The sequence below is a fragment of the Granulicatella sp. zg-ZJ genome (assembly GCF_010892355.1).
Lineage (GTDB): Bacteria > Bacillota > Bacilli > Lactobacillales > Aerococcaceae > WM01.
In genome coordinates this window covers 15,911-32,843 of sequence record NZ_WNJY01000002.1, presented here as the reverse complement: position 1 = coordinate 32,843, position 16,933 = coordinate 15,911, and the positions used below count along the sequence as shown (strand labels likewise).

Annotated in this window: 16 protein-coding genes; 10 read left to right on the top strand and 6 right to left on the bottom strand. The window is 35.0% G+C overall.

Features of this window, described 5'->3' with window-relative positions:
* Positions 1-30 precede the first annotated feature (30 nt).
* From GMA11_RS00835 to GMA11_RS00815, 6 genes are all read right to left on the bottom strand, one after another.
* The gene (locus tag GMA11_RS00835; protein ID WP_163545314.1) at positions 31-1,962 is read right to left on the bottom strand and encodes an Ig-like domain-containing protein; all 1,932 of its coding nucleotides are present in this window, start codon (positions 1,960-1,962) and stop codon (positions 31-33) included.
* A gap of 159 nt (positions 1,963-2,121) precedes the next feature.
* Positions 2,122-2,250 (bottom strand): hypothetical protein, encoded by a 129-nt coding sequence (locus tag GMA11_RS09395; RefSeq protein ID WP_255465962.1) that lies wholly within the window; start codon positions 2,248-2,250, stop codon positions 2,122-2,124.
* A gap of 259 nt (positions 2,251-2,509) precedes the next feature.
* The gene (lacD, locus tag GMA11_RS00830; RefSeq protein WP_163545313.1) at positions 2,510-3,514 is read right to left on the bottom strand and encodes a tagatose-bisphosphate aldolase; all 1,005 of its coding nucleotides are present in this window, start codon (positions 3,512-3,514) and stop codon (positions 2,510-2,512) included.
* Between the two features lie 12 nt (positions 3,515-3,526).
* Positions 3,527-4,675 carry an N-acetylglucosamine-6-phosphate deacetylase gene (nagA, locus tag GMA11_RS00825; protein WP_163545312.1) on the bottom strand — a complete coding sequence of 383 codons (1,149 nt, stop codon included), beginning with the start codon at positions 4,673-4,675 and terminating at the stop codon, positions 3,527-3,529.
* Positions 4,676-4,688: 13 nt separating this feature from the next.
* On the bottom strand, positions 4,689-5,852 hold the full coding sequence (locus GMA11_RS00820; RefSeq protein WP_163545311.1) for an SIS domain-containing protein: 1,164 nt from the start codon (positions 5,850-5,852) through the stop codon (positions 4,689-4,691).
* A 32-nt stretch (positions 5,853-5,884) separates the two neighbouring features.
* The gene (locus GMA11_RS00815) at positions 5,885-6,613 is read right to left on the bottom strand and encodes a GntR family transcriptional regulator (protein ID WP_163545310.1); all 729 of its coding nucleotides are present in this window, start codon (positions 6,611-6,613) and stop codon (positions 5,885-5,887) included.
* A gap of 135 nt (positions 6,614-6,748) precedes the next feature.
* On the opposite strand from GMA11_RS00815, the gene GMA11_RS00810 reads away from it, so the two are divergent.
* The 10 genes from GMA11_RS00810 (at position 6,749) to GMA11_RS00765 (ending at position 16,931) form a co-directional block, all read left to right on the top strand.
* Positions 6,749-8,929, top strand: a complete 2,181-nt coding sequence (locus tag GMA11_RS00810; protein ID WP_163545309.1) for a cation-translocating P-type ATPase — start codon at positions 6,749-6,751, stop codon at positions 8,927-8,929.
* Complete coding sequence (locus GMA11_RS00805) at positions 8,926-9,345, top strand: CopY/TcrY family copper transport repressor (RefSeq protein ID WP_163545308.1); 420 nt, start codon at positions 8,926-8,928, stop codon at positions 9,343-9,345. The genes GMA11_RS00810 and GMA11_RS00805 overlap by 4 nt, the downstream gene beginning before the upstream one ends.
* A gap of 87 nt (positions 9,346-9,432) precedes the next feature.
* Positions 9,433-9,900, top strand: a complete 468-nt coding sequence (locus GMA11_RS00800) for a MarR family winged helix-turn-helix transcriptional regulator (RefSeq protein WP_163545307.1) — start codon at positions 9,433-9,435, stop codon at positions 9,898-9,900.
* Positions 9,879-10,436: an NADPH-dependent FMN reductase gene (locus GMA11_RS00795; RefSeq protein WP_163545306.1), complete on the top strand. Its 558-nt coding sequence runs from the start codon at positions 9,879-9,881 to the stop codon at positions 10,434-10,436. Before GMA11_RS00800 ends, GMA11_RS00795 begins: the two co-directional genes overlap by 22 nt.
* Before the next feature lie 65 nt (positions 10,437-10,501).
* On the top strand, positions 10,502-11,788 hold the full coding sequence (locus tag GMA11_RS00790; RefSeq protein WP_205422840.1) for a hypothetical protein: 1,287 nt from the start codon (positions 10,502-10,504) through the stop codon (positions 11,786-11,788).
* Between the two features lie 145 nt (positions 11,789-11,933).
* Entirely contained in the window at positions 11,934-13,472 is a 1,539-nt protein-coding gene (locus tag GMA11_RS00785) for an ABC transporter substrate-binding protein (RefSeq protein WP_163545305.1), read from the top strand.
* A 3-nt stretch (positions 13,473-13,475) separates the two neighbouring features.
* Complete coding sequence (locus GMA11_RS00780) at positions 13,476-14,252, top strand: ABC transporter ATP-binding protein (protein WP_163545304.1); 777 nt, start codon at positions 13,476-13,478, stop codon at positions 14,250-14,252.
* The gene (locus GMA11_RS00775; protein ID WP_163545303.1) at positions 14,249-15,004 is read left to right on the top strand and encodes an ABC transporter ATP-binding protein; all 756 of its coding nucleotides are present in this window, start codon (positions 14,249-14,251) and stop codon (positions 15,002-15,004) included. The genes GMA11_RS00780 and GMA11_RS00775 overlap by 4 nt, the downstream gene beginning before the upstream one ends.
* Positions 15,005-15,014: 10 nt before the next feature.
* Positions 15,015-15,953 carry a succinylglutamate desuccinylase/aspartoacylase family protein gene (locus GMA11_RS00770; RefSeq protein ID WP_163545302.1) on the top strand — a complete coding sequence of 313 codons (939 nt, stop codon included), beginning with the start codon at positions 15,015-15,017 and terminating at the stop codon, positions 15,951-15,953.
* A 15-nt stretch (positions 15,954-15,968) separates the two neighbouring features.
* Positions 15,969-16,931: an ABC transporter permease gene (locus GMA11_RS00765; RefSeq protein ID WP_163545301.1), complete on the top strand. Its 963-nt coding sequence runs from the start codon at positions 15,969-15,971 to the stop codon at positions 16,929-16,931.
* Positions 16,932-16,933 lie beyond the last annotated feature (2 nt).

Here is a 16,933-nt window from a genome sequence, read left to right as displayed (position 1 = left end):
GATGTGTTGAGTTCAAGCTCTTTTTATAAATTATGCATTATTTTTTTTGTAAACAACGATACCTACAACGGTTAATAATAAACCGATAACGACGAATAATGTGCCATCTTGTGTACCAGTTTTTGGTAATGTAGCTACTGCTGATGTTTCTTTTGTAGCTGTACTTTGTGTATTGTGCATTGATTTAGATGTTGATACACTTGGTCTTACTGGTGTAGAAACTGTTGGTATAGATGGTACTTTAGTTGTTGTATGTGTAGATGTAGTAGTTGTTTCAGGTTGTTCAGGTTTATCTGGTTTTTCGTCAACTTTTTTATACACATGAACTAAGTTTCCGTCTACAACTTCAGTTGTCACATATTTATAATTAGGAATATCTTTTTTGCTAACTAAGCCTTCAACTGTTGGAGATAATTCTGCGTTTGTACCTTCTTCAACAAAGCTTGTTTTAGGTTTTAGAGCATCTGCTTTTTCATCTAGAACAGCTGTCGCATCTACCGCACTACTTGGTAATTTATCTTTTTCAATTTGAACGACTGATACGTTATCACCTTTTTTTAAAGCAGCTGTTTTAGGGACTTCAACAGACCATGTGCCATTTTCAGCAACTGTTGTTGCTACTTTTGAACCGTCTTTAAATGTTACGATGATTGTTGAGCCAGCAATTCCTTTACCTGTAACAGCAGCAGCTTCTTCTTTGACAGCTAATACGATTGGATTTTCAGATTTTTTAGGGTTAACAACGGTTTGACTAACGATTGGGCTAACTAATTTCTCTACGCCTTCTTGAACTTCTGTTTGATTTGCATTGATTTGTTCGCCATATTTAAATGGTCTTGTAAAATCAATAGACCATTCATTATTGTTTACGGTTGTTTCTTTTGATGTTCCGTCGGGGAATGTTACTTTTATTTTTGAACCGTTGATACCAATACCAGTTACTTTAGTGTCGCCTTCTGAAATAGGGTTGATAACAGGAATATTTGATACTTCTGGGTCTGCTTTTTCGTATTTAGCATAGAATTTTAAGTTTTGGTTAACAACCATTTCTTTTAGTTCAGTTTCTGGAATAACATTTTCTGTTAAATCAGCATACCAACCTAAGAATTTATATCCAGGTTTTGCTTGAACAGTTGGTAATTCAGCAATTTTTTTGTTGTTACCTTCAAATTGTTTTTCAACGTAAGATGCTTTGTTATTATCTTTATCATTGATTTGACCTTTATCACTGTTTGTTGCGAATGTAACACTGTGATGAGGGATATTAAATACCGCACGTAATGTAATATCGTCTAATGCAACAAAAGAAATTGCGTCACTTGGAGATAATAAACTACCTGCTAAAGTAGGGTAACGTTCAGCCATTGTACGTAGATCACTGTTGTCATAAGAACTTGGTGTTGCATAAGCCGGTTCAGCAAGCCATCCAACAAATGTGATACCCATTGCTTTTTCTTCATCACTCAAAGTAGGTTCAGGTAATTTGTCTGTAATGTTGTTGATTCTATCACCGTCTAGTACACCGGCGTTTGATGCAAAAATATTATTGTTTTGTTCAAATGTTCTTAATCCACCTTGGTAAGCAGTAAAGACTTGTAAAGGTGTACCGTTTACGTCTACTTCAGTACCGAAATCTTGGTTACCATTTTGTGTACCAAAAATAAATTTCCCGTATTTTGATGTTAATGTTACGCTATAAGCGTGGTGAACAACACCGAAGATAATTTCTGTTTCAGGCTCATTATTAACATCTACTAAACCAGGGACACTTACAACACCATTTTGTATCACGATTTTTTGAGACACATCATTTGTTTGGAACTCAGCTCCGTCAAAGATTTTTGACAATGGTACAATATCGTGACGTTGTTTTGTTGTCATTGTTTGTCCAGCGATAGCCACAACATATTCTCCGTCTGGCACATTTTCAAATGTAAATTCACCATTTACACCTTGTGACACAGTTGATGTAATGACGTCACCAGTTGTTGCGTTTGCTAGAAGAACAGGAACGTCTGAATAGCCGGTAAAGTCGGTTGCACCTGCTGGGTGTGAGCCACCTTGAACGTCAAATAAACTTGTACGGTACTGACGAGCTTTTTCGTTTGACCATACTTTAACTCAGCCTACAATTGTATTTTTAGGATTTGTTTCAGCAAATGCTGAATGTGAAAGAGTTGGTAGAATAGTACTCAACACGAGTGCTAACACCGCAAAAAGAATAGCTCCTTTTTTCTTTAAATGATTCATAATAAATTTCCTCCATTTTTAATTTTACTGACAAATTGTACTATGAATCTCATTAGAAAACAATAGCTCTGTTATACGGTTTTCATATTTATTTTTGTATAAATACTACTCAGGGGGTAGGAAAAAATGAATAAATAAAATATTCAAATTTAATTACGAATAAATATTCACTTTTAAAATAATATTACATTTTTATAACATGTTTTAAAGATACAAAAAAAGAGTGAATATGTTGCTATTCACTCTTTTTAAATACTTCTTATAATACGGTTACTTTATCTTCCCATGAAGATGCACTTGTTACTAATACGTCATTTAATGCATCTATATTATGTTTGCCATGTTCAGCTAACCATGCACGACAAGATGTTTCGCCTTCTTTTGCAAATACTGGTACACTGTCTTTCCATGTTGCACGGCCACATAGAACACCGTTAAAGTTTGAACCGGCTTCTTTCGCAAATACTAATGTGTCTTGGAATAATTCCGCAGAAACACCTGCGCTCAAGAAGATAAATGGTAAATGTGTGATATCTGCTTGTTCTTTAAAGAATGCTTTTGCTTCTTCTTTTGTATAAACTGGTTCAACACCGTCTTTTGTAAAGCCTTCAACAAAAGCCATATTCACGGGTACTTCAACTTTTAATACGTCTACATTATAGCGTGCCTCAGAAAAGACTTTCATAGCGTCGTTTACTTTGTGAGGTTTTACTTTTGCGTAAGCTGCACTTTTCACATCGTCATTTGTCGCATCATAAGAAACAATTTCTAAGAAGAATGGAATATTTTCAGCAACACATTCGCTACCAACACGTTCTACCCAAGCGTGTTTAATATCGTTGATGCCATTACTTTCATCAATATCATAGTATAAAAGTACTTTGACAGCATCGGCACCTAATTCTTTAATACGTTTAGCAGACCAGTTTGGTAATAAATCTGGCAAGCGTCCAATTTCAGTTGCATCATAACCTGTTTTTTCGTATGCAACAATCAAACCACAGTTTTCATCGCGTTTTTTAGAAGCAGAAATACCATATTCAGGGTCTAATAAAATAGAGCTAGAGTAAGGTGTTAATTCTTCGGAAATACATTCTTTAAATGTGATAATAGCTTCATCACCTTTAGGATTTGGATTTCCTTCAGCTAACATTTTTTTCAATGATCCACGTTGGTCAATCGCCAAAGCAGCAATAATGTTTTGCTCATTTGATAAACGTTTTAAATGCTCGTATTTTTCTTTTGTTAATACTAATTTTGTCATATTGTTACTCCTTTATTTTGTATAGTAAGCTGTACCGTCAATATATGTTGCTTGTAGCTCAAGTGAATCGTTTAACACGATAAAATCGGCTGGATAGCCTTCGTCTAATCGTCCACAAACATTGTCAATACCGACAGATTGAGCAGGGACTAAACTCGCCATTTTCAACGCTTCATGCGGTGTTGCAATACCCCAACGCACAACATTTTGTACACCGGTTATTAATTCTAAAATGCTACCAGCAAGACTGCCACTATCGACTAAGCGTGCTGTACCGTCTTTCACAATCACATCAAATTCACCTAGTGTTGACTGACACTCGCCAAGGCCACCCGCACGCATACAGTCGGTAATTAACATTGTTTTATCACGTCCGTGACAGTCCATTACGATTTTTGCAGAAATTGGGTTGACATGATGTCCGTCACAAATTAGTTCATCAAAAGCAGTTGGTATTGTTAAAGCAGCACCGACAACACCAGGCTCACGATGATGTAAGCCACGCATGCCATTGTAAACATGCACGAAAATGTTTGCACCTGCATTCGTTGCATCAAGGCATTCTTGATAAGTTGCATCAGTGTGCGCAAGTGCGACATAAATATCTTTTGATTTGGCGTGTTTGATGAAATCGACAGATCCCTCACGTTCAGGTGCGATAGCAATTTTTTTAACCCAACCTTGTGCACTGTCTTGCCATTTATCTAATAATTCTTTTTGAGGATCACTCATATATTTTGGATTTTGTGCCCCTTTATATTTTTCACAGAAAAATGGACCTTCAAGGAAAATTCCTTGAATTTTTGCCCCTTTGATATGGCTTGCATGTTGACCAATGGTTTGACACACATCGTTTAAAAGGTCAGCACTTGCTGTTAAAGTCGTTGGCAAATACGACGTTACACCACAAGACGGTAAACCATTTGAAATCATTTTTATTCCTTCTATATCATTGTCCATAACATCGTGGCCTAAATACCCATGAATATGCGTATCAACAAGTCCTGGAGCGATACTGTAATTACTGTAATCAATAATAGTGCCAATTGGTTTTTCTGTTGTATATTGACCAAATGTACCATTATCACGAATTTCTAAATACCCTTTTTCTTTGACGTCATGTTCATAGAAAAATTGTTTTGCATAAATATATGTTGCCATATTGCGCCTCTTTCTATTTTTCTAACGGATGAATGATAACACCTTTTACAACACGGTTAACTGTTCCAGTTGGAGAAGGTGTATCTGGTTTATTCCCTACTTTAACAGATGTTAATAATGATAATGTTTGTCCAAACATAGCGTAAGGTAATGCTAGGTAGCCGTCTGGAATGAAACGATATGCTTCGTCAAAGGTGAATTGAACGCCGTCGAAGTTTTCTTCTTTTCCAACATTAATACTACCAACTAAACGAGCAATTTTATCGCCTTGTAATTCTCTTAATATGTCAAAATCATATTGGCGTGTGTAGTCGTCGTTCGATACAAAAACAAAAGCAAGAGAATCTTCATTGACAAATGATTTTGGACCGTGACGGAACCCTAATGATGAATCAAATGCAGTAGCGATACGACCGGCTGTTAATTCTAAAATTTTTAATTGTACTTCACGTGCCAATCCTGCCAGAGCACCTGAACCTAAGTAAATCACGCGGTTGAAATGTGTGTTGACAAGTTCTTGAATGTCTTGTTCACGTTCAATAACGGATTGACCCATGTCACAAATCGCTTTTACATATTTTTCTTTATCTGCATCTGATGCATGATCAAAGATGAGTAGAGCGGTTAATGCCATACATGTAAAACTTCCTGTCATGGCGAAACCGGCATCATTTGAACGTTCAGGCATCATCAATAATAAGTTTTTGTCATCGCCTTGTGCATATTGTGCTAATTTGCCGTCTGGTGCACATGTGATTGTGATTTGGTAAAAATCTTCAACGATTTGTTGACCAAGTTGAACAGTTGCGACACTTTCAGGTGAATTACCACTTCTAGCAAAGGATACTAAAATTGTTGTAACATCTTTTTTAAAGTAGTCGTGTGGATTAGATACAATATTTGTTGTCCCAACAGATTGGAAGTCGAAGTGTTTGTCATCTCCGTAACGTTTAATATGTGGCAAAACAGTATCTCCAACATATTGAGATGTTCCTGCACCTGTAAAGATGACACGGATATGTGTATTTGGTAATTGATTGAAGAATGTTTGGATACGTTCTTTATGTGTTGTAAAGTAATCAAACGCCTCCTGCCATAATTCAGGTTGTTGCTTAATTTCACGTGTTGTGATTTCAGCACTTAATTGTTCAAGGTGTTCCTTTGTATATTGAAACATAAAATACCTCCTTTATATTTTTTATAACATGATTAGCCCCTTTTATAATGGCGAACACGATAGACGAATAAGTCATTATGTGTCACACTCGTTGTATATTCGAGTAATTGAAACTGCTTGTTAACGGTTTGCCGTGTTAAACGTAAACAATTCTCTTTCACTTCTTTATGTAAAAGTTTCGCTTCTTGCTCTGTTAAGTAGCCTGCTTGGCATGTTTCATCTGCATATAAAATAGATTGATGAAAATTTGTTTCAAGTAGTTGATATAATGGGATTTGCTCAATGTCTTTTAAGGTTAATGTAGAAAAAAGAGCATGGGGCAAATATGTCGTTTCAAAAAGCATCGGAATATCGTCTGCTAAGCGAATACGACTAAAGCAAAAAACAAAATCTGTTTCACTTAATCCCAGTTGATGTGCAATGAAACTATTGGGATGTTCAATGTTAAAATCTGTAACAATGCTTTTTGGTGTTTTCCCAATAGACGTCATATATTCTGTAAAGCTAAATCCTTCAAAAACATCTTGTTTTGTTTTCCAATGATCTGATATGTAAGTACCCTTACCATGTTGTTTATAAATATACCCTAATACTTCAAGCTCTTGTAACGCACGTCTTACGGTAGTGCGACTAACTTGATAGGTTTGGCAAATATCTCTTTCAGAGGGCATTTGTTGATGAACGTAGCCTTTGTGTTGAATATAATCAATGAGTTTTGCACTCAATGTGGAATGTAAGGAGATGTTTTTTTTATCTGTCATACATAAACCTCCGCAACTGGTAATTACCAGTTGCTTTTATTGTATGCTTGAATGTTTCTCTAGTCAATAAAAAAGTATTGACTTTTATCGTTTACAAATGTAAACTTTTGGTATTAGAAAAAAGAGGTGACGAATATGGAAAAAGTATATCAAGTAAAAGGAATGGGCTGTGCAGCATGTGCCAGTAAAATTGAGAAGGTCGTTAATAAAATTAACTATGTCACTCAAGCGAATGTAAATTTAGCCAATGAAAAATTGTATGTGACATATACTGATAAACAAGCAATACAAGATGTTGAGCAAGCTGTTTCTCAATTAGGATACGATTTATTTAGTGAAGAAGAGACAGTTGATAATAGCGATGACGAAGATGCCAAGAAAAAGATTGTTTTTTCGGGAATTCTATCACTTGCTATTTTATATATTTCTATGGGTCACATGATTGGCTTACCAATGCTTTTTGAAAATTCACTCATCAATGCGATTGTCACACTTGTGTTGTCAATCCCTATTGTTTGGTGGGGAAAGCATTATTATATAGTAGGTTTTAAAAATATATGGAGAAAGCAGCCAAATATGGATTCTCTTGTCGCATTAGGGACAAGTGCAGCTTTTTTACAAGGAATAATTGCTATTTTTTTAATGGCATTTCAAAAAGAAGATGTCCATGTTTATATTGAAGCAGGAGCTATTGTCTTAACGCTTGTTTCATTAGGAAAATATTTTGAAAAAAGAGCTAAAAAACAAACGACGAGTGCGATTGCAAAACTTGGTGAGCTAGCACCAAAAGAAGCAAGATTATTAGAGCATGGTAATGAACGTATTGTTCCTGTTGAGAATGTTCGTGTAGGGGACATTATTTTATCGAAAGCCGGCGAGAAAATAGCATTAGACGGTGTTGTGATTGACGGGTATGCAAAAGTAGATGAGTCGATGATTACGGGAGAAAGTATGCCTGTTACGAAACAAAAAGGAGATAAAGTCGTTGGTGCGAGTTTGAATACAAATGGAGCATTAACGTATGAAGTGACTCATATTGGGTCAGAAACAACTTTAGCGATGATTATGAAATGGGTTGAACAAGCACAAGGCACTAAATTGCCTATTGCACAACTTGTCGATAAAGTATCCAGTGTTTTTGTGCCAGTTGTCATGTTTTTAGCTTTAGCTACATTGATTGGTTGGTTACTCGTTGGAGAGAGTATATTTTTTGCTTTTGATATGATGATTGCTGTGCTTGTTATTGCCTGTCCATGTGCACTAGGTTTAGCAACACCAACAGCTATTATGGTTGCTATTGGACAAAGTGCTAGACAAGGTATACTTATCAAAAATGGTGAAGCATTACAGCATGCCAGTCAAATTAATACCGTGATTTTAGATAAAACAGGAACGATTACTAATGGGAAACCAAGTGTTTCAGATGTAGATACGTCTATTTCTGAGGAGGATTTATTTGTTTATGCAGCTAGTTTAGAACAGTTGTCCACACATCCATTAGCACATGCTATTGTAGAAAAAGCAAAAGAAAAACAACTAAACGTGTTATCGTGTCAAACGTATACGATTCATGATGGAAAAGGTATATCTGGTATCGTTAACGGAAAAGAAGTTATGATTGGAAATAGCGAATTTATTAAAGAGCATACACAGTATGAGATGTTTAGTGAAAAAGCACATCATTTATCTAGTCAAGGGAAAACACCGCTTTTTGTGAGTATAGACGCTTGTGTCGTTGGAATAATAGGTGTTGCCGATACGATTAAATCAAGTAGTTTAGACGCTATTCAAATGCTACAACATCAAGGTATTGAGGTTGTCATGGCAACAGGAGATAACGATATAACGGCACGTGCGATTGCTAAAGAAGTAGGTATTGTGGATGTTTATAGTGGCGTGTTACCTATTGATAAAGCGGATATTGTGAAAACCTATCAAGAAAAAGGAAAAATGGTGGCAATGGTTGGGGACGGTATTAACGATGCTGTTGCATTAACGCAAGCAGATGTTGGTGTGGCGATTGGAAGTGGGACAGATATTGCTATTGAAGCGGCGGATATCGTCCTAATGCAACATCATTTACAAGATGTTGTACAACTTATTGATATTAGTAAACGGACAATGAAGATTATTAAAGAAAATCTATTTTGGGCATTCGCATATAATATTGCGATGATACCCATTGCGATGGGCTTATTCCATTCCTTTGGTGTGATGTTAAATCCAATGTTGGCAGGGTTAGCCATGAGTCTAAGTTCCGTATCGGTTGTACTTAACGCTTTAAGATTAAATAGAAAAAGAGGGCGTATATCATGAGTGAAGCAGAATGGGAAATCATGCGTGTTATTTGGGCAAATGAGCATGTCACTGCGCAAGTGGTTTTTGATATTTTAGCGAAAAATAAAGATTGGCAATTATCCACGATTAAAACATTACTCGGTAGATTAGTAAAAAAAGGATACGTTTCTGTGCAAAAACAAGGAAAGTGTTTTTTATACGAAGCGAGCGTTTTAGAACAAGAGATTGCTCTTGAAAAAATGAATGCTGTTTTAGAACACGTATGTCCCACAAAACAAGGGCAACTTATTTTAGATATGATGAAAACAGTCCCGCTAACGCAAAATATTATTGAAGAGATAATACATCTTTTACAATATAAAAAAGATACAGCTCCCGAAACGATAATGTGTACGTGTTTAAAAGGGCAATGCCATTGTTGTAAAAGCCACTAACTTTTTGTAATAAAATTATTGACGATACTACTAATTAGTGATAAAATGCTTTTGCCACTAATTAGTAGTATTTTTCAGGAGGATAACATGGAGCATTTATATGAAACCAATTCATCACTTCATACACATATTGTAATGATGAAAGCATGGCGAACAGTTGAAAGTAATCTAGGTAAAATTGTTAAATCGAATGGCTTAACCATGACACAGTTTGGTGTGCTAGATGTCCTATATGCAAAGGGACCATTACGTATTTGCGAGCTTATTCAAAGTATGCTTGCCACATCTGGAAATATGACTGTTGTGTTAAAAAATATGGAAAAACAAGGTTTGATTTATAAAGAGACTTCAGCAACAGATAAGCGAGCAACTATTATTGGTATGACAGAAAAAGGCAAACAACTCTTTCAAGAAATTTTGCCACAACATCACCAAGAAATAGAAGAAGTTTATCGTCTTTTATCCAAAGAACAGAAAGCATTATTGATTAGTTTACTAAAAACATTTAAACAGGTACACACGGAGGAAAAACAATGTCAAGAAAATCAATTTTAATGGTCGTAGGATCAACACGTCAACAATCATATAATCAAGCGCTAGCGGAATATATCGCAGCACAATTACAAGAGCATGCAGATGTATCTTTTTTAGATTATAAAGATGTTCCTATATTAGAACAAGATGCAGAATTTCCAACACCTGCTTCTGTTGTACGTACTCGAGAAACAGTTGCTAAAGCAGATGGTGTATGGGTTGTAACACCTGAATACAATCATGCGTATCCAGCTATCGTAAAAAATTTATTTGACTGGTTGTCAAGAGCATCTGAAGCAGGAAGCCAAGAACCAACAGTTATTGCAGGAAAACCAATAACATTCTCTGGTGCAGGGGGTTCTACTGAGGCGTTCTACGTACGTGAGCAATTAGGTGTTTATTTGAAAAAAATTCGTATGAATACTATGGACGATACAGGTGTAGGTATTGCGTTACCAATGGAATCATGGGTAACAGGTCAGTTGATTTTATCAGATGAACAAAAAGCTGCCTTGAATGAACAAGTAAAACAATTTATTGAATTTGTGAATGTATAATAGAAAAATCGGGTTTATCCCCGATTTTTTTGTTATAATCAATACGGTAAGGAGGTATACGGCAAGTGGGCGTGAAAAAGATTAGTGACATCGGTTATTCCGGTAGAAAACTTATCATTGAAGGGATATTAGAAATCTTCGTAGGGATACTACTAACTGTTTTTCAAGAAGTAGTTGCTGTTTATGCAGTCGAATTGATATTGTTTTTACTATTATTGGTTACGAGTTTTGACTTGATTATGTGGCCGTTTCGTGCAAAAGATAAAAGACAGTTCTTTTGGATAACACTCATAAAGCCATTATGTATTTTTGTTTTTGGTGATTTAGCAATTATTGTACGTATGCCTTTATATTTATTGACGATTTTTGTTGGTATCTACCAATTATTACAAGCGTTTATCAATGGTGTGACGTATTACATCTATCGTCAAAACGATATTAAACCAAGATTTAAGTTTTTATTTGATGCATGTTGGTTATTTATTTTGGGTGTATCGGCTTTAACGCCGAAAGACAGTGTTGGTGTTCAATTGTTTATTCTAGGTATCTATTTAATTGTACTTGGTTTAACCAATTTAAGAGATGGTGTGACATTCGATAAAGAAATGCATAAAGGTGAATTAACAAGACGTGTCAGAGTATCGCTACCTATTGTTTTTGCAGCACTTATTCCAAGACGAACGCTTCAAAAATTAAATGACTATATGGCATCAGATGAATATATTTCTCTTGAGTTAGCTTATGATGTGAAAAAAGAAGAGGCTACCGTTGATTTGGAATTATTCGTACACGTAACCGAATCAGGATTTGGTGCGATTGGGCATGTAGATATTTGTTATCAAAATCAAGTGATTTCGTATGGAAATTATGATACAAATTCAGAACGCTTATTTGGTATGATTGGAGACGGTGTTTTATTTAAAACAGACCGAGAAAAATATATTGCATTTTGTAAAAAAGAAAGTCATAAAACATTATTAGTCTATGGTTTGTCATTAGATGATAAACAAAGACAAGCAGTAGAAGAGCAGCTACATACGATTGATGCTTTAGTCACACCTTGGGAACCAAATCAGTATGTGACAAAACAAGGTGAACAACAAGATGTGATGTATGCGTACAAATTAAAACAAGAAACTGGAGCAAATCTTTTTAAATTTACATCATCTAAATTTAAAACATATTTTGTTTTAAGCACGAACTGTGTGCTATTGGCAGATAGTATCGTTGGTCGAGCTGGTACAGATATATTAAATGTAAAAGGCTTTATTTCTCCGGGGACGTACCAAACGTATTTAGATAGAGAGTTTGAGAAAAAACATAGTATTGTCGTAGAAAAATCAGTTTATTAACAAGTAAAAAGAAGTGTGTATATTGACCTAAATCGGAATAAATATACACATTTTTTTCGTAAATCGCATTTTTCTTATAAAAAAAGACGTTTACAAAACGTAATAATAACTATATAATAATTTTGTAAATAGGAGGGACTACGAAATGAAAAAAACATTATTAACAGGTGTAGCTTTATGTGTTTTAGCTGGATGTGTTAACCCAACACAAACGCAGACTGCACCAAAAACAGAACAAAAACAGGCAAGTCAAAAAATAACAATCGGATATAATCAGTTACCGGCTAATATAGACCCTGCTGCAGATTATAATGGCTGGTTTACAGTTCGTTATGGTTCAGGGGAAACATTATTTAAATTAAATGATAAATTAGAACCAGAACCATGGTTGGCAAAAAGTATTGAACAAACAAGTCAATTAGAATGGACAGTGACATTAAAAGATAATGTGACATTCCAAAATGGCGAAAAAATGACAGCCGAAAAAGTAAAAGTATCTTTGGAACGTTTACTAGAGAAAAATGAACGTGCTAAAGGCGATTTAACGATTGAAAATATTACAGCCAAAGATAATCAAGTTGTGATTAAAACAACACAAGAAGTGCCGATTATGGCAAATTTATTATCAGAACCATACGCATGTATTGTTGATACAACAGGAAAATTGGACACGGATAAAGCGCTTGTGGGAACGGGGCCTTATATTGTGACCAGTTATACTGCTGAAAGTGGTGTTGAATTAAAAGCGTATGACCAATACTGGAATGGTAAACCAAAAACAAATCAAATTTCTATTAAATACTTTACAGATGCCAATGCATTATCATTAGCACTGCAATCAAAAGAAATTGATGCGGCTTTTGGTATTGCTTATGCAAATTTAGGGTCTTATCGTTCAAATGCTGATTATACGATTTCAGAAGTTGGGGGCACTCGTTTTGTAAACTTCATGTATAATTTTGATAAACCATTGATTGCAGATGCAAAATTTAGACAAGCATTAGATACATTAGTTGATAAAGAAACATATACAAAATCTTTATTTGCAGGGTCAGCAGAAGTGGCGAAAAGTGCCTTTACAGAAAATTTAGGATTTGCCATTCATACAAGTGTACATGAATATAATGTTGAAAAAGCAAAAGCATTATTAGATGAAGCGGGTTATAAAGATACGAATAATGACGGTATTCGTGAAAAAGATGGAAAAAATATCAATTTAGAACTATTATCTTATAATCGTTTAGCAGAAATTCCATTGGCAATGCAAGCATTCCAACAACAATTAAAAGAAGTAGGCATTGACTCAACGATTAAAACAGTTGAAAAAATTGGACCTGCTTTAAAAGAAAATACGTATGATGTATCACCATATACAATGGTGGGTGCACCAATAGGAGATGCGTATTCTTATTTCTTAGGGTCTGTTGCTTCTGACGGTGTTGTGAATGTGGGACATTATAAAAATGAACAAGTCGATGCGAAAATCAAAGAATTGGCAACAACTGTTGGTTTAGAAAAACGTAATGCGTTGAGCCAAGAAATTGAAGCATTGATTGATAAAGATTATGCATTTACGTACATCGGGCATTTCAAAGTTGCTTTTGTGATGGGCAAAGATGTAAAAGGTCTTGTATCTCATCCGACAGACTACTACCATGTCACAAATGAATTAGTAAAGGAATAAACTATGTTAAAGGTAGAACAGCTAAGTGTTCAATCCCCTACAAAAACTATTTTGACAAACATGTCTCTTTCTCTGAATGAGAAAGAGGCTGTTTCTATAGTTGGCGAAAGCGGGAGTGGCAAATCGACATTATTAAAAAGTTTACTAGGATTTCCTTTTGGAGAACTTGAAAAAACATCTGGACAAATTATATTTGACGGTATTCAGATTGAACCACAAAAAAGGCGCCAACATCTACATTTTTTAGGAACAGATGTGACGTGGATTAGCCAGCATGCTAGTGTGAGTTTTAATAATAGACGTAAAATAAAGGCACACTATAATGATCTAGTGAAAAGTTATGGTCGAAAATCAAGTAAACTTAGAAGTTTAGAAGAATGTTTGAGATTGGTTGAGTTTAAAAATCCAAAAGATATTATTGATAAATATCCATTTGAATTAAGTGGAGGTATGATGCAACGCGTGAGTATTGCACTAGCACTGGTTGCCAATCCAAAATTACTAATTGCCGATGAACCCATGAGTGCACTAGATGTGGTGAGCAAGCGTGAATTAACAGAATTATTAAAACGTCTACGAAAAACGGAGCATGTGGCGTTACTGTTTTCAACACATGACATCAGTTTGGCGTATGAATTATCTGACAGAATTTATATTATGAAAAAAGGCGAATTTGTTGAGGAGGGACTCACAAAAAATGTTTTAAAAAGTCCTCAACATCCATATACGCAAAAATTATTACAAGCTGTACCAAAATTAAAGCGAGGAGAGACAGAATGAGTGCTTTATTAAAATGTCAGGAGTTAACTCATCAGTACACAAAAAATGTCGGTGTCTTTGATATTTCTTTCGATTTAGAGAAAAAAAGTGTATTAGGTCTAGTTGGTGAAAGTGGAAGTGGAAAAAGTACAATAGCACATATTTTATGTCGTTTTTCACCTGTACAAAAAGGACAAATATTACTTGACGGAAAAGATATTAGTCAGTATTCCTTGAAAGATTACTACAAACGCGTGCAATATATTCCACAACATCCACAATGGTTTTTTCATCCAAAACGAACAGTGTATAAAAGTTTTGAGGAAGTCTTGATAAACTATGAATTAGCCACAAAATCTGAATGTGAAGCTTTGATTATAGAAAGTTTACAATCTGTGGGATTAAATGAGCATCATGCGCATCAGTTACCACTTCAATTAAGTGGAGGCGAATGCCAACGGGCAGGTATTGCTAGAGCGTTGCTTGTTAAACCTGACCTTTTAGTATGTGATGAAATTACAAGTGCATTGGATGTAACGATTCAAGCGGATATTATGATACTTTTAAAAAAAATTAAGCAAGAAAGAGAAACAACTTTTTTGTTTATATCACACGATTTGGCATTAGTCAGCGACTTTTGTGATACATCCATTGTCTTAAAAAATGGTTGCATTATGGAGCAAGGACAAATGAAAGATATTGTGACATCGCCAAAATCTGACTATACAAAATTATTGTTAAATCAGTATCAATCGTTTGAATATAATCAATAGGAGAAAGAAGATGACAATTTTAAAAGAAATCATTAAGACATTAGAGCCGGGTTCTATTTATCAATCCGATTTATATGTTCGAGAGGGTGTATCTATTCCTTTTACGATTTTAAAAGGAAAGACGGAAGATAAAGTTATTGGTGTTACAGGAGCGGTGCATGGTAGCGAATATGTTGGGTTAAAAGTGATGATAGATCTTATTGAAGAGATTGATGTAACGACTTTAAATGGGACATTGTGCTTCTTTCATGTTGTGAATATGCCAGGATTTTTAGAAATAGATCCATGTTTTGTTCCTGAAGATACAATTAACTTAAATCGTATTTTTCAAGATAAGGAACATAAAGAAATACTAAGTTATCAAATCAAACAAGTTGTACAAGATGAAGTTTTTTCCGTGTGTCAATTCATTATTGACTTGCATGGAGGGAATCTAACAGAAAGCTTATTGCCACATTGTTATTACTCTTTGCTAGCAAGTGAAGAAGTGATGACAATTTCTAAAAAAATGGCATTAGCTAGCGGGATTCCGGTTGTATATGCTTCTCATGCAACAGGAGGGTTGTATCAATCGGCGTCTATTGATTATGGTATTCCGAGTGTGATTTTAGAACAAGGTGAAAATGGAAAATGTACATGTGAAGATGTTCGATTATTAAAAGAAGCTGTTTGCAATACAATGGTGTATCTTTTAGACGGTATTGAAAAAGAGCATACAGCAACTGTATTTGATAAAACGTACGTCTTATCTAGCGAATATCAAGGATGTTGGTTTTCTTATGTTGAAGTGGGGACGTATGTAGAAGAGGGGCAACTTTTAGGAGAAATTCGTTCTGTTCATGGTGCTTTACTTCAATCTGTGATCGCCACTCAAAAAGGATTACTCCTGTATAAAAAAGCAGTTGTAGCAGTCGAAAAAGATGAATCACTTGTCACGATTGTCTACTGATGAAAGGACGTTATTATGTTAAAAATGATACGAAAATCAGTCATTCATTTTGTCGTGATTTTACTTTGTGTAACTTTTTTATCTTTTTTGTTTATTTATTTAGCACCCGGTGATCCAGCAGAAAGTATTTTATCGGCACAAGGTATTCCGTATACACAAGAATTACTAGCGTTGAAACGACACGAATTTGGATTTGATAAATCATTTATTGAACAGTATGGAATATGGTTATTCAAAATTTTACAAGGCGATTTTGGGGTGACCTATAATTCAGGAGCATCTGTTTGGGAACAGTTGATTTTTTATTTCCCGAATACAGTTTATTTAGCACTATATATATTGTTGGCAACACTCACAATTTCCATTCCGTTTGCATTGATTAGTGCCTATTATGAACATTCTAAAATGGATAGAGCTATTTTAATGATAACAGGTTTTATCAATGCTATTCCAGGTTTTGTTATTGGTATTTTGCTTATGATTATTTTTTCTGTTCAATTAAAATTATTGCCTATTCAATCTACGGCGAACGAATTGGGGCTTATTCTTCCTGTTTTAACCGTAAGTATTACCATGTCGACACGCTATATTCCACAAATGCGTACGCATTTGATTGATGAATTACATTCTCCAAGCGTAGAGGGTGCAAGAGGAAGAGGCATTCCCGAATGGCGTATTTTGCTGTTTGATGTATTAGGAAATACATTACCATTCCTTTTAACATTAGTAAGTTTATCTTTAGGTTCTTTATTAGGTGGTGTCGCCATTATTGAAAATCTTTTTTCATGGCCAGGTATCGGGAAACTATTGATTACAGTTGCAGGGAACCGTGACTATCCACTTATTCAAGGTATCGTCTTATTTATTACAGCAGGTGTTTTAGTTGTTAATTTAGTGTTTCAGATTGTCATTGCTTGGTTAAATCCACGAACAAGAAAAGAAGCGTTAAAAGACATGCGCGTGAAAGAGGTGGTGTAGGT